This is a genomic window from Paraflavitalea speifideaquila (assembly GCF_032395985.1).
In the GTDB taxonomy this organism is placed as follows: domain Bacteria; phylum Bacteroidota; class Bacteroidia; order Chitinophagales; family Chitinophagaceae; genus Paraflavitalea; species Paraflavitalea speifideaquila.
This window is the reverse complement of sequence record NZ_CP135920.1, coordinates 1,012,013-1,029,787: the sequence shown is the minus strand read 5'-3', so window position 1 is coordinate 1,029,787 and position 17,775 is coordinate 1,012,013. Positions and strand designations below refer to the sequence as shown.

Annotated in this window: 21 protein-coding genes, 1 tRNA gene and 6 pseudogenes; 16 read left to right on the top strand and 12 right to left on the bottom strand. The window is 44.4% G+C overall.

All coding sequences use genetic code 11. The features are described from left to right. Positions 1–8: 8 nt before the first annotated feature. The 3 genes and pseudogenes from RS881_RS07320 to RS881_RS07310 all read right to left on the bottom strand — a co-directional run bounded on the left by RS881_RS07320 (position 9) and on the right by RS881_RS07310 (position 3,604). The gene (locus RS881_RS07320) at positions 9–641 is read right to left on the bottom strand and encodes a TonB-dependent receptor plug domain-containing protein (RefSeq protein ID WP_315820470.1); all 633 of its coding nucleotides are present in this window, start codon (positions 639–641) and stop codon (positions 9–11) included. Beyond that, positions 574–1,107 (bottom strand): carboxypeptidase-like regulatory domain-containing protein, encoded by a 534-nt coding sequence (locus tag RS881_RS07315; RefSeq protein WP_315820469.1) that lies wholly within the window; start codon positions 1,105–1,107, stop codon positions 574–576. The genes RS881_RS07320 and RS881_RS07315 overlap by 68 nt, the downstream gene beginning before the upstream one ends. Before the next feature lie 440 nt (positions 1,108–1,547). Next, positions 1,548–3,604, bottom strand: a pseudogene (locus RS881_RS07310) (RelA/SpoT family protein). A 285-nt stretch (positions 3,605–3,889) separates the two neighbouring features. Here RS881_RS07310 and RS881_RS07305 point away from each other — a divergent pair. From RS881_RS07305 to RS881_RS07230, 16 genes and pseudogenes are all read left to right on the top strand, one after another. Next, positions 3,890–3,971 (top strand) — tRNA-Leu (locus RS881_RS07305). A gap of 413 nt (positions 3,972–4,384) precedes the next feature. Next, positions 4,385–4,819, top strand: a complete 435-nt coding sequence (locus RS881_RS07300) for a hypothetical protein (protein ID WP_315820468.1) — start codon at positions 4,385–4,387, stop codon at positions 4,817–4,819. A gap of 37 nt (positions 4,820–4,856) precedes the next feature. After that, positions 4,857–5,045 carry a hypothetical protein gene (locus RS881_RS07295; protein ID WP_315820467.1) on the top strand — a complete coding sequence of 63 codons (189 nt, stop codon included), beginning with the start codon at positions 4,857–4,859 and terminating at the stop codon, positions 5,043–5,045. Between the two features lie 327 nt (positions 5,046–5,372). After that, positions 5,373–5,930, top strand: coding sequence for a sensor histidine kinase (locus RS881_RS07290; RefSeq protein WP_315820466.1), 558 nt, complete (start codon positions 5,373–5,375; stop codon positions 5,928–5,930). Between the two features lie 52 nt (positions 5,931–5,982). After that, positions 5,983–6,252, top strand: a pseudogene (locus tag RS881_RS59115) (LytR/AlgR family response regulator transcription factor); the annotation flags it as partial. Between the two features lie 256 nt (positions 6,253–6,508). Further along, positions 6,509–6,700 (top strand): LytTR family transcriptional regulator DNA-binding domain-containing protein, encoded by a 192-nt coding sequence (locus RS881_RS59110; protein WP_350340097.1) that lies wholly within the window; start codon positions 6,509–6,511, stop codon positions 6,698–6,700. A 199-nt stretch (positions 6,701–6,899) separates the two neighbouring features. Further along, positions 6,900–7,402, top strand: a pseudogene (locus tag RS881_RS07280) (universal stress protein). A 32-nt stretch (positions 7,403–7,434) separates the two neighbouring features. Beyond that, entirely contained in the window at positions 7,435–7,713 is a 279-nt protein-coding gene (locus tag RS881_RS07275; RefSeq protein WP_315820464.1) for a putative universal stress family protein, read from the top strand. 98 nt (positions 7,714–7,811) lie between these two features. Then, a pseudogene (locus RS881_RS59105) lies at positions 7,812–8,323 on the top strand (trigger factor). Positions 8,324–8,337: 14 nt separating this feature from the next. Further along, positions 8,338–9,291, top strand: coding sequence for a trigger factor (locus RS881_RS07260; RefSeq protein WP_315820461.1), 954 nt, complete (start codon positions 8,338–8,340; stop codon positions 9,289–9,291). Positions 9,292–9,460: 169 nt separating this feature from the next. After that, positions 9,461–9,886, top strand: a complete 426-nt coding sequence (locus RS881_RS07255) for a hypothetical protein (protein ID WP_315820460.1) — start codon at positions 9,461–9,463, stop codon at positions 9,884–9,886. Positions 9,887–10,264: 378 nt separating this feature from the next. After that, positions 10,265–10,960 (top strand): ClpP family protease, encoded by a 696-nt coding sequence (locus RS881_RS07250; protein WP_315820459.1) that lies wholly within the window; start codon positions 10,265–10,267, stop codon positions 10,958–10,960. A gap of 21 nt (positions 10,961–10,981) precedes the next feature. Next, positions 10,982–11,610, top strand: a pseudogene (locus tag RS881_RS07245) (ClpP family protease). 125 nt (positions 11,611–11,735) lie between these two features. Then, positions 11,736–11,999 (top strand): ClpX C4-type zinc finger protein, encoded by a 264-nt coding sequence (locus RS881_RS61545; RefSeq protein ID WP_315820458.1) that lies wholly within the window; start codon positions 11,736–11,738, stop codon positions 11,997–11,999. Continuing rightward, complete coding sequence (gene clpX, locus RS881_RS07235; RefSeq protein WP_315824388.1) at positions 11,990–12,973, top strand: ATP-dependent Clp protease ATP-binding subunit ClpX; 984 nt, start codon at positions 11,990–11,992, stop codon at positions 12,971–12,973. The genes RS881_RS61545 and clpX overlap by 10 nt, the downstream gene beginning before the upstream one ends. A gap of 110 nt (positions 12,974–13,083) precedes the next feature. After that, positions 13,084–13,233, top strand: coding sequence for a hypothetical protein (locus tag RS881_RS07230; RefSeq protein WP_315820457.1), 150 nt, complete (start codon positions 13,084–13,086; stop codon positions 13,231–13,233). 9 nt (positions 13,234–13,242) lie between these two features. Here the strand turns inward: RS881_RS07230 and RS881_RS07225 are convergent, their stop codons facing one another. The 9 genes and pseudogenes from RS881_RS07225 to RS881_RS07185 form a co-directional block, all read right to left on the bottom strand. Next, positions 13,243–13,725, bottom strand: coding sequence for a c-type cytochrome (locus RS881_RS07225; protein ID WP_315820456.1), 483 nt, complete (start codon positions 13,723–13,725; stop codon positions 13,243–13,245). Between the two features lie 23 nt (positions 13,726–13,748). Continuing rightward, positions 13,749–14,201 carry a c-type cytochrome gene (locus RS881_RS07220; protein WP_315820455.1) on the bottom strand — a complete coding sequence of 151 codons (453 nt, stop codon included), beginning with the start codon at positions 14,199–14,201 and terminating at the stop codon, positions 13,749–13,751. A gap of 199 nt (positions 14,202–14,400) precedes the next feature. Continuing rightward, positions 14,401–14,909: pseudogene (locus RS881_RS07215) on the bottom strand (acyl-CoA dehydrogenase family protein). Next, positions 14,906–15,541 (bottom strand): acyl-CoA dehydrogenase family protein, encoded by a 636-nt coding sequence (locus tag RS881_RS07210; protein ID WP_315820454.1) that lies wholly within the window; start codon positions 15,539–15,541, stop codon positions 14,906–14,908. The pseudogene RS881_RS07215 and the gene RS881_RS07210 overlap by 4 nt, the downstream one beginning before the upstream one ends. Positions 15,542–15,644: 103 nt before the next feature. Beyond that, on the bottom strand, positions 15,645–16,172 hold the full coding sequence (locus RS881_RS07205; protein WP_315820453.1) for a ComEA family DNA-binding protein: 528 nt from the start codon (positions 16,170–16,172) through the stop codon (positions 15,645–15,647). Next, positions 16,159–16,584 carry a hypothetical protein gene (locus tag RS881_RS07200; RefSeq protein WP_315820452.1) on the bottom strand — a complete coding sequence of 142 codons (426 nt, stop codon included), beginning with the start codon at positions 16,582–16,584 and terminating at the stop codon, positions 16,159–16,161. Before RS881_RS07200 ends, RS881_RS07205 begins: the two co-directional genes overlap by 14 nt. A gap of 66 nt (positions 16,585–16,650) precedes the next feature. Then, positions 16,651–16,998: an MBL fold metallo-hydrolase gene (locus tag RS881_RS62215; protein ID WP_315820451.1), complete on the bottom strand. Its 348-nt coding sequence runs from the start codon at positions 16,996–16,998 to the stop codon at positions 16,651–16,653. Further along, entirely contained in the window at positions 16,953–17,273 is a 321-nt protein-coding gene (locus RS881_RS62210; RefSeq protein ID WP_315824387.1) for an MBL fold metallo-hydrolase, read from the bottom strand. Before RS881_RS62210 ends, RS881_RS62215 begins: the two co-directional genes overlap by 46 nt. A 183-nt stretch (positions 17,274–17,456) precedes the next feature. After that, complete coding sequence (locus RS881_RS07185; RefSeq protein WP_315820450.1) at positions 17,457–17,735, bottom strand: hypothetical protein; 279 nt, start codon at positions 17,733–17,735, stop codon at positions 17,457–17,459. Positions 17,736–17,775 lie beyond the last annotated feature (40 nt).

Sequence of the window (17,775 nt, the reverse complement as noted above, 5' to 3'; positions counted from 1 at the left end):
ATCTACATTCAGCCGCAGACTATTACTCCGGAATCCGGTGTTCTTAACAATACCTGCTTCATTTTTTTGTGAGGCAGAAAAATAAAAACTCGTTTTCTCTGTCCCCCCGTCAAACTGATCGTACTATTGCGGGTAAGCCCTGTTTCACCAAAGACCTCTTTCTCATAATCGTATATCTTACCGGCAGCTACTGCTGCATTGTATTCTGCAACATCCCATCCCTGGTCGGCTACAATTTTAGAGGTCAACTGCCGGGAGCCCAACAACTTCCTGACCTTTACAAAACCGATATCCTGAGCAAAGCTAACTTTCGTCCTTCCTTGTTTGCCACGTTTGGTAGTGACCAAAATTACACCAGCAGCAGCTTTCGACCCATAGATAGCAGCAGCTGAAGCGCCTTTTAATATTTCAATATTCTCAATATCGTCAGCCCGCAGGTCGGCTATCCGGCTGGAAGGATTGTCCTGGTTACTGGTGGCAGCATTCCTCACCGCACCTGTTACAAAGGTCAGACCCGCCGAGGTAGACGTATTATCAATGAATACACCATCCACTACATACAGCGGCTGTGTATTACCAAAAATAGAGGTTACGCCACGCAGTTTTACCGAAATACCTCCCCGGAGCGCCGGAGTTCGCATTGATATAAGCACCGGTAATTTTACCATTCAGCGCAGCATCAAAGGTTTGTGCAGGGGCAGTACCATTCAGGTCTTTATTCGATATGGTAGCCACCGCATTGGCCAGGTTCCTTCTTTTCACACTCGTAGCAAGACCTGTTACGATCACTTCATCCAATTTGCCCACATCTTCTGCTAACTGAATGGATAAACTGGCATTGGCCGAACTTACCTGTAAGGTCTGTGATTTAAAACTGATTGCAGAGATCTCCAACGTCCCTCCTGTACCAGGGATCGTTAGGTTAAATTTTCCATTGACATCTGTGGAAGTGCCGAGGTTGGAATTTTTAAGTCTGATAGAAGCACCCGGAATCGTTTTGCCGGAAGCATCTGTAACGGTTCCAGACACCGCTATCTGTGCCCATAACATTGCTGGTAATGCAACGGCCATGAACACAAGCAGCGCCTGTTTCAACATTTGTCTCATGTTGGTGTAGCTTTTTGGTTATGAATATGTGTTTTATAGGACCGGTAAGGCATGGCAGTGCCACGCAGTACCTGATGAGATACGGACACGGTACGGGTTAGCAAGGGAGGGTTGCCGGGGCGAAGGTTACGTCAATAAATAACTATCCTGCATGTTGTGAATGCATTGATAGTACGGACTTTACGATATCTGAGAGTAGGTTGGAGAATTATCACGTCGGAGAGAGGCCGTAAGCTAAGTTATCTTGTTGCGAAAATTTCTCATGTTGTTTCGTTTTGGTTGGTTTTAAAAATGTCTGTTCTATACCGGATATAGCTCAAGACAATGGAGATTAGCTTTAAGCTGCACACGGATACAGAATACAAATGGAGGTAAAGGTGTGCTTGTATAACAATAACCCAAACACTAAGATAGGGGAAAAAAATAGTTTATCCAAACAATTAAGCTTCTGTATCATACCGGTCGACTGTTTCAATACCAGGCAGTCGTTTCAATCTTTCTACAAGTTCATCCAACTCCTCCTTATCATGAACATACACTTTCACATTTCCGTAAAACAATCCATCCTTAGCCTCAATCGTCATCGCGTTGATATTGATTTTCATCTCACCAGATATCAGGTTGGTGATCTTATGGATCACACCTACATCATCAATACCTACGATCTTGAGACCTGTTAGGAATGAAATCTCCTTATTGCGCGCCCATTTGGTTTTTACCACACGATGTCCGTAGTTAGACAGTAGTTTCGTGGCGTTGGGACAATTGGTGCGGTGAATAGTAAGTCCCTTTCCAGTTGTAACAAACCCAAATACATCATCACCTGGAATCGGTTTGCAACAATTGGCAAGTGTATATACAATTTTATCACTGCTTTCTCCAAAGATGATTAATTCGGCATCCTTTTTAGGCAGGGTAGTTTGTTCATGCTTATGCTCAATGACCGGCTTAACGGGCTTGGGAGGCTCCAGTTTATCGCCCAGTACCTGGAAATCCTTGAGTTCCTTGAGATCGAGGGCTTTTATCGATATCTGGTAATACAGATCGAGTGGTGATTGCAATTTGTAAAACGCCGTCAGCACATCAACGTTGTGCTGGTTAAATGCAGCACCCAATGCTTCTACTTTTCGTTGAAGCGTATACTTTCCTTCATCGGCTACCTTTCGCTTTTCCTCCTTCAGCGCATCCTTGATCTTACTTTTGGCCTTGGCTGTGATTACAATATTGATCCAGTCTTCAGAAGGCTTTTGTTTGGCCGAAGTAATGATCTCCACCTGGTCACCACTGCGCAACTTATGACTAATGGGCACCAGCTTATGGTTCACTTTGGCACCAATACACTGCGATCCTACCGCACTGTGAATGGAAAAGGCAAAATCCAGCGCTGTAGAGCTGACAGGCAGCATTTTCACATCCCCTTTCGGCGTATATACATAGATTTCCTCCGCCAGGAAACTGGTTTTGAAATCCTGCAGAAAATCAATGGAATCATTGTCCGGGTTATTAAGTACCTCCCGTATTTGCTGGAACCATTTATCAAAACGGCTTTCATCATTCGTACCTTCCTTATACTTCCAGTGCGCCGCCAACCCCTTTTCGGCAATTTCATTCATCCGCTTTGTACGGATCTGCACTTCCACCCACTTACCCTGGGGCCCCATTACCGTAGTATGCAATGCTTCATAACCATTTGATTTGGGATTGCTGAGCCAGTCACGCAAACGTTCCGGCGAAGGCGTATACTCATCCGTAATAATGGAATACACTTTCCAACAAGCTTCTTTTTCCTTTTCCTGAGTAGTGTTCAGGATTACCCGGATGGCAAACAGGTCATAAACCTCCTCAAAAGATACCCCTTTTTTCTTCATCTTATTCCAGATGGAATGGATGCTCTTGGGGCGGCCATATATCTCAAACTCAAAATTGATCTTCTCCAGCTTCTCCCGGATAGGACGGATAAACTCATTGATATACCTCGACCGTTCCCTTTTCGTTTCGGCCAGCTTACGCGCTATCTCACGATAGGCCTCCGGCTCCAGGTATTTCATGGACAGGTCTTCCATTTCCGTTTTGATATTGTACAAGCCCATCCGGTGTGCCAGCGGACCATATACATAAACGGTTTCCGAAGCTATTTTCAACTGCTTTTCCCGCTTCATACTATCCAGCGTACGCATATTGTGCAGCCGGTCACTTAATTTGATCAGGATCACACGCGGATCGTCTGTTAAGGTCAGCAGGATCTTTTAAAGTTTTCTGCCTGCTGCGATGCATTTACATCAATTACGTTGGCAATTTTAGTCAACCCGTCTACGATCCGGGCAATTTCTGACCCAAATTCCCGCTCAATATCTTCCAGCGTAATATCCGTATCCTCTACTGTATCATGCAAGAGCGCACAAATGGTAGACCGAACCCCCAGGCCGATCTCTTCTATCCCAATCCGGGCTACCGCCAGCGGGTGCAGAATATAGGGCTCTCCACTCTTACGACGCATGGTTTTATGCGCATCCGCAGCCATTTCAAAGGCCCGGCGCAGCAGCTCTTTATCCCCGGCTTTAATTTGGGCTTCAGGGCTCGCAATAAAGCACGGTATTCGCGGAGTATCAGCTTTTTCTCCTGCTCCTCATTCAAATTATATTTCGGTATCGCAGCTACAGTATCCATATTTGTATTCAAACGAATTTACAGTAAAAGAAAGTGTTTTTCTGTTTTCTCTTAAATCTCCTACTTTTGCAATCCTTTTCACCCCTAATCAAGGTGATTAGGATTTTTCAACCCTGCGGATGTGGCGAAACTGGCAGACGCACTAGACTTAGGATCTAGCGGGGTGACCCATGCAGGTTCGATTCCTGTCATCCGCACCTGGCGGGACTTATTAGTCCCGCTTTTTTATTTTTATCCCTTAAGATCAAGCGTTTTCTTTCAATTCCAGCAGGTTGTGGACGGATGCCGGTGTGGCCAGGTAGGCAGGCAAACTGCATTTTCAGCCACCTTTCTCTATTGCCCCAATTTTGTACCATTTTTTGTATCCTGCAATTCCACCCTAAAATAGGTGTCAGCTTGCCAGCCCAGCCTTTTCTCATCTGCCAGACAAGACCTCCTCTGCCGACTTTTTGACCCGGTGTATTACCCCTTGACCTGGCAACAAGGCCCCTGACCGTTTTGTACCGCCAATACCCCTATTGGTATAACATTTTTCGCCCCGTCTCCAGCCCTTTATAAGTTTGATCCATGAATGATAACAACCTATTCTATCAAACAAAAAACTAATGTTATGTTCCGCTTATTTTTCTACCTCCTCATCCTGTTCAAAAATTCCGCCCATGCCCAAACTTCCAATAGCGTGGCCCTCCACCTATCACCTGGTTCCACCATGGCCTTAATAGCCCAGCACAGGACCGACACCAGTTTACTCAAAGCAGACAGCCAATTCACACCACCTACCCGCACAACGGTAATCATTATCCCTTCAAAACTGGTCTGCCGGCAGCGGGTCACCACCTTCTTCCTGGTTGCCGACAATACAGGTACTTCAGAAAATTGGCCTACCCTACATCCTCCAACTACAAAAGCTGTTATCGCTAGCCCCATTCAGCCAATGGACAGCGATACTACGCATCAAACAGGCTTCGATTTGGAAGCCATTCCCCTGGGAGCTGGATCAGATGCACTTGAAATGATGCTGAAAACGCATGGCCGGAAAATATGAACCTATCCCTTTATACCGATAAAATCCCGTGTGCATTATGTTTGCTATCTTAAAGCCATCATCAGCCAATAAAATAGTTTCAACCTTGTTTAGAATATTGCCCCATAAAAAAAGGTTTTCGGTCAGGAAAGTATGCTGGATGGTATTGACCATACATATTGTGGTATTGGTGATTGCAGAGCTTTCCTACATCATGACACCTGATAGGAACAATCCCTATTTCTGAAATCACTCCTGGATGCCTGGACCCTGATCAACATAGCCGTAGGCTTTGTATTTTATACCTGGTTTTACTATTTCAGCCTGAACCATTTTTACCATCTCCTGGCTGAAAAGAAAGGGTTCTTTCATTTTTTACTGTCAACAATCCTGGTAACAACCATACTCTTTGCCTGGTTTATTATAGATGGTTACATGAAGCCAGATGCAAAAGAAGGCGCCTGGAGTGCCCCCATCGCAATGGCCCTCTTTTTATGTGCTTTATCCTTTCCGCAGCGCCCTCTATTGTCATTGCATTTATCGCCAATTTAAGAGATGAAAAAAACAAAGAAAGGTGCTGGAAGAAGAAAAGCTACAATTGGAAATAGAAAAAACCAACGCCAACCTAAACTTCCTGAAAGCACAGATCAACCCCCACTTCCTTCACAATACCCTCAATTTCCTGTATGCCAAATCCCTACCCTATTCCAATGAATTATCAGAAGGCATACTTACACTAAGTGATATTATGCGCTATGCCTTAAGTGAGCAAAATATCAAGGAAGGGAAAGCCGCCCTGAAAGACGAAATAGAGCATGTACGCAACGTGATCAGGATACACCAGCTACGGTATAATAACAACCTGCTGGTAAACTTTGAAGTGAATGGGATAGTAAATAGCATCACCATCATACCTTTTGTACTCATTACTATTGTAGAAAATGCTTTCAAGCATGGTGATCTCAAAAGTTCCGAATATCCAATAGACATCAAATTGATCGTTGAACACAAGAGCCTCCAATTCTTTTGCCGCAACAAAAAGAAAACAGGCCCCAAAGAATTATCAACCGGCATCGGCCTTGACAATATCAAAAGCGACTGGACCTTGCCTATAAAGACCAGTATGCCCTGATTATAAAAGACGAACACGAACTTTACACTACACACTTAACCATCCATTCAAGATGATACGCTGCCTTATTATTGACGATGAACAGCATGCGCTCGATATATTGTTGCATTATATTGGCCAAACACCACTGCTGCAACTGGTAGCTTCTACTACCAATCCCCTGGAAGCCCTGCAAATAGTAGCCACCCAAAAGGTTGATCTCATCTTCCTGGATATCCAAATGCCCGAACTATCGGGCATCGACTTCATCAGGTCCATCAATGGAAAATGCAAAATTATTCTTACTACCGCCTACAGTGAGTTTGCACTCGAAGGGTATGAACTGGATGTAGTGGATTATTTATTAAAGCCCATCCGGCTGCCCCGGTTCTTAACTGCTGTACAAAAAGCGGCCACGGCACTGAACAATACCTTGACAGATATAGACAAAGGGTTACCGGAAGATGATTATATATTTGTAAAAACAGAATCCAAAGGCAAGCTCCTGAAGATAAACCTGACCGAAATAGACTATATAGAGGGCATGAAAAATTATATCGCCATTTATACGGTCGGCAAAAATACTGGTGTATACCAGTATGAAAGACATCGTAGAACGCCTGCCAGTCAAACACTTCATCCGCGTGCACAAATCATTTATCATCGCCATCGACCGGATAACTGGCATAGAAGGCAACCAGGTTTTATTAAAAGGTATTACGGCAACCATTGTAGCTGGTGAAAATTACAAAGCCGATCTGATGAAAATAGTAAAAGATAAAATGATCTGATCTTACCCCTCCCGGAATGGGCAACAAACTCCCCAACCCGATTTTGACTCCTGCTCCCATAAACTAAGCCTATTAACCCATAAGACCCAGTGGCAATGCTTCAGGGCACTGTTACTGCTTATTATCTGCCATACTGGTATTCGTTTTTGTTATCCCATCCTCGGCCAACCTTTGGTAACTTTATACAAACCTTTTCAGTATGCAAACGATACTCGTTCCCGTAGATTTTTCACCAGTTTCCCGCAACGCAGCTGTATATGCTGCCGAGCTGGCCAGGATTTTCAATAGCCGCCTGGTATTATTCCATGCTTATATGCTGCCAACCCCCGTTAGCGAAGTGCCTTATGTAATGGTCACCGCCGATGAGATGCAGCAGGAAAATGAAACGCTCCTGAAAAAGAGGCAGAGCACCTGCATACTACCTATGGCGTACAGGTTGAATCTCTTGTCCGTATCGGTATTGCTTCGGACGAAATCAAAGAACTCACCAAAGAGCAGCCTGTTGACCTGATTGTAATGGGCATGAAAGGAGCCGGAGGACTGGATAAGATCATTGGCAGTACAACCACCAATGTGATCCGTAAAGTGAAAACACCTGTTCTCATCATTCCCCACGATGCCGGTTACAAGCCTATCCAGCATATTACCTATGCCAGCGACTTCAGCTACAAAACCAGCATTAACCTTTTCACCCCCTGCTGAAAATAGCCAAAACCCTCGGCGCCGGGATCCAGGTGCTCCATGTTCAAAAAGAAACGGTAAAGATGGAAGAATTGGCAGGCCGCAAAAGCACCGAGCGGGCTTTTAGCGGGTATGCCCATGAATTTGTGAACGTTAGCAATAATTCCGTTACCCAGGGCATCAATGAGTACCTACAGCATCATGCCAGTGAATTACTGGTGATGGTAGCCCATACCCATACCTTTTTTGAACGCATTTTCTCCAAAAGCCGTACCACTGCCATGGCATATGAAACCAAGATCCCCTTATTGGTCTTGCAGGATAAAGAGTAAATGCAGGTCAGTTATAGCATTGATTATCAACACAAAATACTTTTTTACGGTTCAACTGACATTCCTGTTGCCGGCCTCCTGGCCTTTGCAGGTCCGGCATGTTCAACTCCTATCCTCCAACTTCTGACCTCCGATTGCTGGCTTCAGCCCTCCCACTTCAGATTTTTCCCGTACTTTTGCACCCCAATAAAAAAAGCAATATGGCAACAGTTACCAGAGAGAATATAGGCCTGCTGAATGACAGGATCACTGTTAAAGTGGCCAAAGAAGATTACCTGCCTTCTTTTGAAAAAGCCCTGAAGAATTATAGCAAAACTGCCAATATACCAGGATTTAGGAAAGGAATGGTACCCTCCGGCATGATCAAAAAATGCATGGCCAGTCCGTTTTCACTGATGAAGTTTTGAGAACAGTAGAAAAACAATTGACTGACTTCATGCAAAATGAAAAGCTGGAAATTTTCGCCCAGCCTCTCCCCTTGCCTGAAAATGACGCCCGTCAGTTGAACGTGAATGAACCAACAGAATACGCCTTTGCTTTTGAGGTTGGTTTGAAACCTGAATTTAAAGTAGCTGACCTGGCTACTGAAAAACTACCCGCTATAAAGTAAACGTAACTGATGAAATGATCAATGAAGAAGTTGATCGTTTGCGTTTGCGCCACGGTAAAATGACCGATCCTGAAACAGTATCCGGCGACGATAATGTACTAAATGTAACCTTCACCGAAACTGATGAAGAAGGTAATGAAGTAGAAGGTGGTATCAAGAAAGACAATTCCCTGCTGGTAAAATATTTTGCAGAAGACTTCCGCAAAACCCTCATGGGTAGAAAGAAGGACGATGCTGTACAAGTACAGTTGAGCAAAACTTTCGACGAAAAAGAAAGAGAGTGGGTACTGGGCGATCTTGGCCTTGACAAGCATAACGCTGCTGCAGCTGGCAAATTCTTCAATATGCTCATCACGAAAGTAGGCCTGGTAGAAAAGGCCGAACTGAACGAAGAGTTCTTTGAAGCAGCTTTACCTGGCAAAGGCATCAAGACCGAAGAAGAGTTTCGCAATGCGGTGAAAGCTGATATCCAATCTTATTGGGACAAGCAAGGCAGCAACCACCTGCAACATGAGTTGTATCATGTATTGCTGGACCATACTAAAATTGATTTCCCCGAAACATTCCTGAAACGCTGGATACAACAAGGTGGCGAACAACCTAAAACTGCTGAAGAAGCAGAACATGAGTTCCCCACATTTGCCAATCAGCTTAAATGGACGTTGATCATTGATAAGCTGGTACGTGAGAATAATATTGAAGTAAAGCCCGAAGATCTGCAGGCTTTTGCCAGGAACCAGCTGTTCAGCTATATGGGTATGCCTGCTGGTGGTGAAGAACAACCCTGGGTGGCCGACTACATCAACCGTATGATGCAGGACAGGAAATTTGTAGAAGATGCCTTCCAGCGTATTCAAACCGAGAAAGTATTTGGCTGGGCCGAAACACAGGTAAATGCTACCGATAAGCCTGTTACAGTGGAAGAGTTTACCAAGGAATTGGAAAAACACCAACATCACCATCATTAATCGGTGATCGATCATATAATCAAAAGCCATCCGCATCCCGGGTGGCTTTTTTGTTTAGCAGCTTCAACACTACCAGGACCGATGGTCAGATATCAATATATTTGAAACCCGCCATTTACCCATGCAGATCAAAGCTTAACTACCATTGATCATCCTGTAGTTATAGCGAATGGAATTACATTATTTAAGAGTTTATGAGAGTGCATCCGGTGGATGGGTAGATTTGCATCCTTTACATGGAGAAGATGAATTGCCAGATAATCTGGAAGCATGTACACTGCTTGCTCAAAAGGGCTACCAACTTCAATTACTACCATGCCTTGATCGAGAGGAAATTGTGTTAAGACAAATCCTGCTGCCCGACGTATTTGGCAACAAAAATCCGGATGTCCGGGTAAGGAATAAAGCTATTGCCGATATCAAAACTCCTAACAAAAAAGAGGCAAGAAAAACAGCCTTAAAAGATGCTATTTACCGGGCAGCACAGCAAAAGGTAGAGATTGTAATTATTAACCTTTTAAAGCCAGCTTTTCCTTCAGTCATGTTAAAGAAGCACTGCTGTCAACTTTACAAGCAGACCGAGATAGAAGTATAAAGGAGGTATGGATCATTACTCATGATAATAATCTGTTGATTATACCTAGAAAAATGATCAACACTAAGAAATTTTAGGCTGTTTTAAATTGCCTGTAAACAGTCAGGGCGATCACCCCGGATGGAGCGATCGCCCTGCTGCTTAGGCGCCAAGCCAGTGGCTCGATGCATTACAAATATATAAAATAAACACCAAATATCAAAACACAACCTTTCCCGCCTCATTCCGGGTAAGGCGAACTGCCATTATCACAACTGCTGGTCCTGCTTTTTACTGGTGTTGACTTGCTTTTATGGCAAAATGTCCGATTTTTATATAGCACGGTAATTGATTTCCCAAATGACTTAAATTGCTCACTAAATCAATAGGAAAAATCTTATGAACCTCAGCAAAGAATTTGAAAAATATGCGGTGAAGCACAGGGGTATCTCCAGCAATACGTTGAATGATTACCAAAAATACCAGGTAACCAATCTTACGCCCAATATCATTGAAGAACGCCCTATGAATGTGGCTGTTATGGACGTATATAGCCGTCTGATGATGGACCGGATCATCTTCCTTGGCTATCCCATCAATGATGAAGTAGCCAATATTGTGACTGCCCAGTTATTATTCCTGGAAAGCACCGATCGCACCCGCGATATCCAAATGTATATCAACTCTCCCGGTGGTAGCGTATACTCCGGCCTTGGCGTATATGATACCATGCAATACATTACCCCCGACGTATCTACCATCTGTATCGGTATGGCAGCCTCCATGTCGGCCATTTTGCTTACTGCAGGTACCAAGGGCAAACGTACTGCCTTAAAACACAGCCGGGTCATGTTGCACCAGCCTAGTGGTGCCATTGGTGGTCAGGCAAGCGATATCGAGATCACAGTCAACGAGATCAAGAAGATCAAGAAAAACCTTTACGACATCATCTCCTACCATACCGGCAAAACAGTAAAACAGGTAGAAAAAGATTGTGAACGTGATTACTGGCTCACTTCCCTCGAAGCCAAGGAATATGGCCTCGTAGACGAAGTTTTGCTCATCAACCCACGTAAAGAGAAAAAAGAAGACTAACCACAAACAACAGTTTAATATATGAACTACTCAAAATATTCAGTACTGCCTTTTCACATGGACGATGAAGACGAAAAGGAAGAGCAGCCCAAGTCGGACCTCATGATGTTCAGCAAAAAGCTGGAGCAATATTTCTTTGAAACCCGTGGTGTTTACCTCTGGGGCGTCGTTGACGACAAATCAGCCAGGGATGTAACCGCCAAATTGTTGTTGCTCGATGCTGACAAGCCTGGCACGGAGATCAAGTTCTTTATCAATAGCCCCGGTGGTATTGTAACCAGCGGTATGGTGATCTATGATACCATGAAGATGCTTAAAAGCCCTGTAAGTACCATTTGCATGGGTCTGGCAGCTTCCATGGGTTCCATCCTCTTAAGTGGCGGTACCAAGGGCAGTCGCTATATCTACCCCCATGGTGAAGTAATGATCCACCAGCCAAGCCTGGGTGGTCATATTCAAGGTGTTAGTGCCGACTTGGAAATTCAGGCCAAACAAACCAAAAGGGTAAAAGAGATCAGTGCCAGGATTCTAGCCGAGAATTGCGGTAAAAGTTCGATCAGGTCATGAAAGATTTTGACCGTGATTACTGGATGGATGCCAAAGAAGCAGTTGAATACGGTATCGTAGACAAGCTCGTCGAGAAAATATAACACTTTAAAACTCAATACTTAACAACATTGAGCTTTATCAAATCCCCCAATATACCGCCTGCAGGCTATTTAGTTGGATATAGAGCTCCCTTTAAATACCTTTGTAGCCGGAGATTAATATAATAATGGCAAAGACAACCTTACATTGTTCTTTTTGTGGGCGTAGCCGTGATGAGGTAAAGATCCTTATCGCCGGTCAGGAAGGGCATATTTGCGAGAACTGTGTAGAGCATGCCCGGGAGATCATTGAGCAGGAACTAATGATCCGTAGTGAAACACCTGCCGCTTCACCCTCCTTCAAGCTGAACGTAAAAAAACCAGTGGAAGTAAAACGCTTCCTCGATGAATATGTGATCGGCCAGGATGATGCTAAAAAGTACTGGCAGTAGCCGTTTACAATCACTACAAACGCCTCCAACAAAAGGTCGCCGAAGGTGAAGTAGACATTGAAAAGAGCAATATCGTAATGGTAGGCGAAACCGGTACAGGTAAAACCCTGCTGGCGAAAACCATTGCCAAATTACTCAACGTTCCTTTCGCTATTGTAGATGCTACCGTATTTACAGAAGCTGGTTATGTAGGAGAAGATGTAGAAAGCATCCTCACCCGCTTGCTGCAAGTTTGTAACTACGATGTTCCTGCTGCCGAAAGGGGTATCGTTTACATAGATGAGATCGATAAAATTGCCCGCAAAGGCGATAATCCTTCCATTACCCGCGATGTGAGCGGTGAAGGCGTGCAACAAGGTCTGTTAAAACTACTGGAAGGAACCGATGTATTGGTACCACCCCAGGGAGGCCGTAAACACCCCGAACAAAAGCTCATCAAGATCAACACACAGAATATCCTCTTTATTTGTGGTGGTGCATTTGATGGTATCGACAGGGTAATTGCCCGCCGGGTAAATACCAATGCCATCGGCTTTAATGTAAACAAGGACCTGCAGGAGCATATGAAAAAGAACCTGCTGCAGTATATCAACGCCACTGACCTGAAGTCATTTGGTTTGATCCCTGAATTACTCGGCCGCTTACCCGTTGTTACCCACCTCAATCCGCTGGATAAGCCAACCCTGCGTTCTATCCTTACAGAACCCAAGAACGCATTGCTCAAACAATACAAGAGACTGTTTGAATTGGAAAATATCCAATTGAATGTGGATGATGATGTGCTGGATTTCATGGTCGACAAAGCCCTTGAATACAAGCTGGGAGCAAGGGGTCTGCGCAGCATTTGCGAAAGCATCCTTACCGATGCCATGTTTGAAATGCCTTCTTCCAAACAACAGGTATTCCACCTTACCCTGGAATATGCCGTGAAGAAATTCGATAAGAGCAAAATGAGCCTGCTGAAAGTAGCCTAGGCTTCATAAACATATTTCCATTAATTTACAGAGGCATAGGCAACTATGCCTCTTTTCTATTAGTAGCTAACTTAAATTCTACACACAATGGATGAGCTGATCAAAAACTCATGGCAGAGGGCCTTACCGAACAACAGGCTTATAAAGCAGTGGAGATCGTGAAAAACTTTGCCAAAGAAAAGTTCCCCATCTTCGGCGGCGCGATCGACAAAGTATTCGATAAGTACGCTAAGAAGAACGACGACGACTTTATGCCCTAAGCAAGCGGCCTATTCTATTATTACTGTTTGAGCTGCAGGGCTGGGTGCGGCTACTATGTATTGGCGTATATAAGAAAGTATATCTCCTATTTCTTCATCGGTCAGGTTAGGAAAAACATTCATTGGCAATTTATTCCACTGGTTGTATAGATCAGTAAAATAACGGTTGCCTGATTTTAGAACAGCGGGGTTGTTCCTGATCCAATTGTACAATAACTTCTTGTCTTTAACCCGTTCTTCGATACCCCTCAGAGCAGGTCCCGTCATGTCTTTCATTACATTATGGCATTGAGCACAATAGTCGTCAAATATTTTTTTGCCTTCATTTGAACTACCTATGTACGCTATTGGCTGCTCAATGGCATTACCAGTTAATGTATCTTGTTCAACAGGTTCTTTTATTGAGGCCAATAATTGGACAATCCCCATACCGGCCAATATCACCAGCAAAAGAAAAAAGCCCTGCCAAACATAACCGACTTCCTTATTCATATAAAAGGTTTTTAACAAGGTTGCTACTTCCTGAACCGCCAGATATATTCCAGGATCTCATCAATATCTGCATCAGTTAGGTTCGGATTAGGCGGCATACCAGCCTTATTCCACTTTTCATAGAGCTCATTAAAATAACGATTGCCCGTCTTCAATACTGAATCACTATTGCGTATCCAGCCACGCAGCAACTGCTGGTCAGGTACCCTGTCCTGCACGCGTGGTAAATCGAAGTTTTCAGCATGCCTGGTTAAATTATGGCACGGTTCACAATATGCCTTGAACAGCGCTTGTCCCCGTGGATTATAATAAGCAGCAATAGAAGAGGAATTGTTTTGTTCGTTCGCCAAAACAAGGGAAGCATCGGAAGAAAGGGTAGGTTTTGCGGTTGCCAGTTTCTCAACAATGCCCAAACCAGCCAATATTACTAACAACAACAAGAAGCCCTGCCATACATATGCGACTTCTTTGTTCATACCCTAAAGTTACAACCCAAACAACCAGCAGGCAAGAAATAAACACCTAAACCCTAACGGTCATCGACACATTGATACATTATATATTTTTATTATTCCAAGCCTCTTACTGTCATACAAAGCGGCTGACGCAACGACAATAAAAAAGGCCCCGCAACCAACGGAGCCTCTTGACGTGACAAGCAACCTTTCGTAACCTTTAGGCTCTCAAAACTTCCCTCGAAATAACCAGTTTCTGGATTTCAGAGGTACCTTCTCCGATAGTACATAACTTACTATCGCGGTAATATTTTTCAACCGGGAAATCCTTGGTATAACCATATCCCCGAATATTTGTACTGCATCATTGGCCACTTTCACCGCCACCTCACTGGCATAGTATTTAGCCATTGCCGCTTCTTTGGTCATCTGCTGACCACGAATTTTCAAATCACAAGCCTGATGGGTGAGCAATTCCGCAGCCATAATTTCTGTAGCCATATCTGCCAGCTTGAATGAAATACCCTGGAAATTAGAAATGGGCTGATCAAACTGGTGACGCTCTTTCGAATATTGAATGGATGCTTCATAAGCCCCTTTCGCAATACCCAACGACAGTGCTGCAATAGAGATACGTCCGCCATCCAATACTTTCAGGGATTGTTTAAATCCTGCTCCTACCTCACCCAGGCGGTTGGCATCCGGTATACGGCAATTATCAAAGATCATTTCGGCCGTTTCACTGGCGCGCATACCCAGCTTATTCTCTTTTTACCACCCGAAAAACCAGGTGTACCACGCTCTACTATAAAAGCAGTGGCATTGTCCTTACTTCTCGGTTCACCCGTCCGGGCAATCACTACGGCTACATCACCACTTTTACCATGCGTGATCCAACATTTGGTGCCATTCAACACCCAATGATCGCCATCCCGCACCGCCGTGGTTTTCATATTACCTGCATCACTCCCGGTATTGGGTTCCGTTAAACCCCAGGCGCCCAGCCATTGCGCAGTAGCCAGTTTAGGCAGGTGTTTTTGCTTCTGTTCCTCATTGCCAAAGGCCAAAATATGACCCGTACAAAGAGAATTGTGGGCGGCCACACTAAGGCCAATAGAACCACATACCTTGCTGATTTCCTGCAAAATAGCTACATACTCAAAATAGCTCAGCCCGGCTCCTTCATACTTTTCAGGAACCATCACACCCATCAAGCCCAGTTTTCCCATTTCCCTGAATACCTGGATAGGAAATTCCTGGCTCTCATCCCAATTCATTACATAGGGTTTAATATGTTGCTGCGCAAAATCCCGGGCAGTCTGTGCTACCTGTTGTGTTAATTCAGAAGTCTCGAAATTCATAAGATAAATTCGTTGGCAAGAACCCTTAGAGGCTGCTGCAAGATAATACTATTTTTGAAAAACTAACAATTGTTAGCACTAAAATAATATAAATATTTCCTCCTCACTGAACGGCCAGGTAAGGCCGTATTTTGCCCAGTATTTCAGGCGTAACAAGTTGGAGTTGCAATAACTGATCCACAGTTGAAAAAGCCCCATGCTGGTCCCTGTATTGAATGATGGCATTGGCGAGGGGCCAGCGGATATAAGGATGTTTTGCCAATAAGGAAGGATCGATTGTATTAATATTGATAATACGTAGCTTCGGTGAGGGACAATCCAAAAAAGCACGGATCTGCTGAAAGGTGGAATCGGACAGGCCATAGGTTTCTCCTACCTGCTCAATGGTATGAAAGCCGCCCAGCTTCTCTCTGAAATTAATGATGCGCTGGGCCAGTTTACTGCCAATTCCCCATAATGCAATGAACGCTGCAGTATCAGCTATATTAATATCGAGGATAGCTGGTTTAGCAAACGCTCTTCTATATTTCCTGGTGCCAGAATCGACGCTTAGACGGGCCGGAAAATGCTTCAGAGCCGGTCCGGCTATCCGCACATAAGGGAGCAGCCGGTCAGCATCAGCTTTCTTCAACCCGTAGATCTTGTACAGGTCTTCGGGCTGGCGGAATTGCCCCCTTCGCTAAATAATGATGAATGGTATTGGCTGTACGCGCCTGCAGCCCCAGCTTTTTCCAACCCGCTGTCGGCAAAGTATTGGGATCAAATTCAAATAATTCCGTCTCCTCCCCTGTTCCACTTTCCCACTTTTCCTCCACCCGGCTGGTTGTGACGGCCCGGTATATTTCCCCACTGCCCGAATCCTTGATCGCCCCCAGGGCGGCCACCTGTTGCCGTAGTTTTTCAAAAGCAACTTTGTCGGTTTGAAGAGCCTGTGGAGGCAACAAGTAGGGGATGAGAACGGTGGCCAGAATCAACACCAGTAATACAATGATGCCTGTTCGTTCCTTTTTGGTAAACGTGAAATATTCCTTGAGGTTTTTCATAGTATAGTAATGGAGTAGCCGGCAGCGTTACCACCAGCCTATACAGCTATATACGATATAAATATTTTATAGATTTATTTCCAGGCTATCCCAGGCCAGGTGACAGCCTGCAGGAAGTTCATTTTCCACATCAGCATGTTTGCCCATCTGATGGCTAAGGTGCGTAAAATAAGTGTTGGGCACCTCCAGTTCCCGGGCCACTTCAATTCCTTCGGAGAGACTATAATGGGAGATATGTTTTTCCTTACGCAAGGTATTTAGTACCAGTACTTCACTGCCCCGGATCTTCTCCTTTTCGGCAGCTTCAATATTATTGGCATCGGTGATATAGGTAAACTTCCCAAAACGGAAACCCATTACCGGCATTTTCAGGTGCCATACCTGTATTGGGGTAACCAGGATATCTCCCACCATGAAAGGGGTGAGGTCAATAGTTGTAAGCTGGATCTCCGGCAAACCGGGATACCGGGTTTCATAAAAGCGTAAGGGAATTCCCGGATGATCACTTCCTGCGTCATTTCATTGGCAAATACCTTCATCGGCTGCTGCGAGAAGAAATTAAAGGCCCGCACATCATCCAATCCCGCTACATGGTCCTTATGCGGATGCGTGAATACAATCGCATCCAGGTGTTTTACATTAGTCCGCAACATCTGGTAACGGAAATCGGGACCCGCATCTACCGCCAGGGTAGTATTGGCCGACTGTACCAGGATACTAGCCCTTAATCTTTTGTCTTTTTATCAGAAGATTGACAAACCGGACAATCACAGGCAATCATAGGTACACCACTACTGGTACCCGTTCCAAGGAATGTAATCTTTAATGAAGGATAACTCACAGAATAAAAATACGAAGTATGGGGGTATGATTTACTCCTTCTCTGCTGCTGCATGCCTGGCCAGTACATCTTCGTAGGTTTTACGCACCTCCGTAGAAAGTATATCGGGATCTATATTCATTTGGGGAATAATATCGATCAGGGTATTGATACGCCCTTCCATTTGAAGGAATTTATTCAACACCACCACTTTTCTGGCTTCCAGGATACAATAGCCACTCTGAAAATTGCCCCGCTCATAGCGAACCACATATTCCATCTCATCCAGTATCCGCTCAATCTTATCTAATGTGTTCTGGGTATATTTCATAGTCGTACTACCAAAGTTCACTATCAAAATTAGCCAAATG

What these genes read in the sequence shown, in the direction of transcription:
- RS881_RS07320 (WP_315820470.1), bottom strand. Translation starts at nt 641, where the DNA reads ATGCGAACTCCGGCGCTCCGGGGAGGTATTTCGGTAAAACTGCGTGGC.
- RS881_RS07315 (WP_315820469.1), bottom strand. Translation starts at nt 1,107, where the DNA reads ATGAGACAAATGTTGAAACAGGCGCTGCTTGTGTTCATGGCCGTTGCA.
- RS881_RS07300 (WP_315820468.1), top strand. Translation starts at nt 4,385, where the DNA reads ATGTTCCGCTTATTTTTCTACCTCCTCATCCTGTTCAAAAATTCCGCC.
- RS881_RS07295 (WP_315820467.1), top strand. Translation starts at nt 4,857, where the DNA reads ATGTTTGCTATCTTAAAGCCATCATCAGCCAATAAAATAGTTTCAACC.
- RS881_RS59110 (WP_350340097.1), top strand. Translation starts at nt 6,509, where the DNA reads ATGAAAGACATCGTAGAACGCCTGCCAGTCAAACACTTCATCCGCGTG.
- RS881_RS07260 (WP_315820461.1), top strand. Translation starts at nt 8,338, where the DNA reads ATGATCAATGAAGAAGTTGATCGTTTGCGTTTGCGCCACGGTAAAATG.
- RS881_RS07255 (WP_315820460.1), top strand. Translation starts at nt 9,461, where the DNA reads ATGGAATTACATTATTTAAGAGTTTATGAGAGTGCATCCGGTGGATGG.
- RS881_RS07250 (WP_315820459.1), top strand. Translation starts at nt 10,265, where the DNA reads ATGAACCTCAGCAAAGAATTTGAAAAATATGCGGTGAAGCACAGGGGT.
- RS881_RS61545 (WP_315820458.1), top strand. Translation starts at nt 11,736, where the DNA reads ATGGCAAAGACAACCTTACATTGTTCTTTTTGTGGGCGTAGCCGTGAT.
- RS881_RS07230 (WP_315820457.1), top strand. Translation starts at nt 13,084, where the DNA reads ATGGCAGAGGGCCTTACCGAACAACAGGCTTATAAAGCAGTGGAGATC.
- RS881_RS07225 (WP_315820456.1), bottom strand. Translation starts at nt 13,725, where the DNA reads ATGAATAAGGAAGTCGGTTATGTTTGGCAGGGCTTTTTTCTTTTGCTG.
- RS881_RS07220 (WP_315820455.1), bottom strand. Translation starts at nt 14,201, where the DNA reads ATGAACAAAGAAGTCGCATATGTATGGCAGGGCTTCTTGTTGTTGTTA.
- RS881_RS07210 (WP_315820454.1), bottom strand. Translation starts at nt 15,541, where the DNA reads ATGAATTTCGAGACTTCTGAATTAACACAACAGGTAGCACAGACTGCC.
- RS881_RS07200 (WP_315820452.1), bottom strand. Translation starts at nt 16,584, where the DNA reads ATGAAAAACCTCAAGGAATATTTCACGTTTACCAAAAAGGAACGAACA.
- RS881_RS62215 (WP_315820451.1), bottom strand. Translation starts at nt 16,998, where the DNA reads ATGGTGGGAGATATCCTGGTTACCCCAATACAGGTATGGCACCTGAAA.
- RS881_RS07185 (WP_315820450.1), bottom strand. Translation starts at nt 17,735, where the DNA reads ATGAAATATACCCAGAACACATTAGATAAGATTGAGCGGATACTGGAT.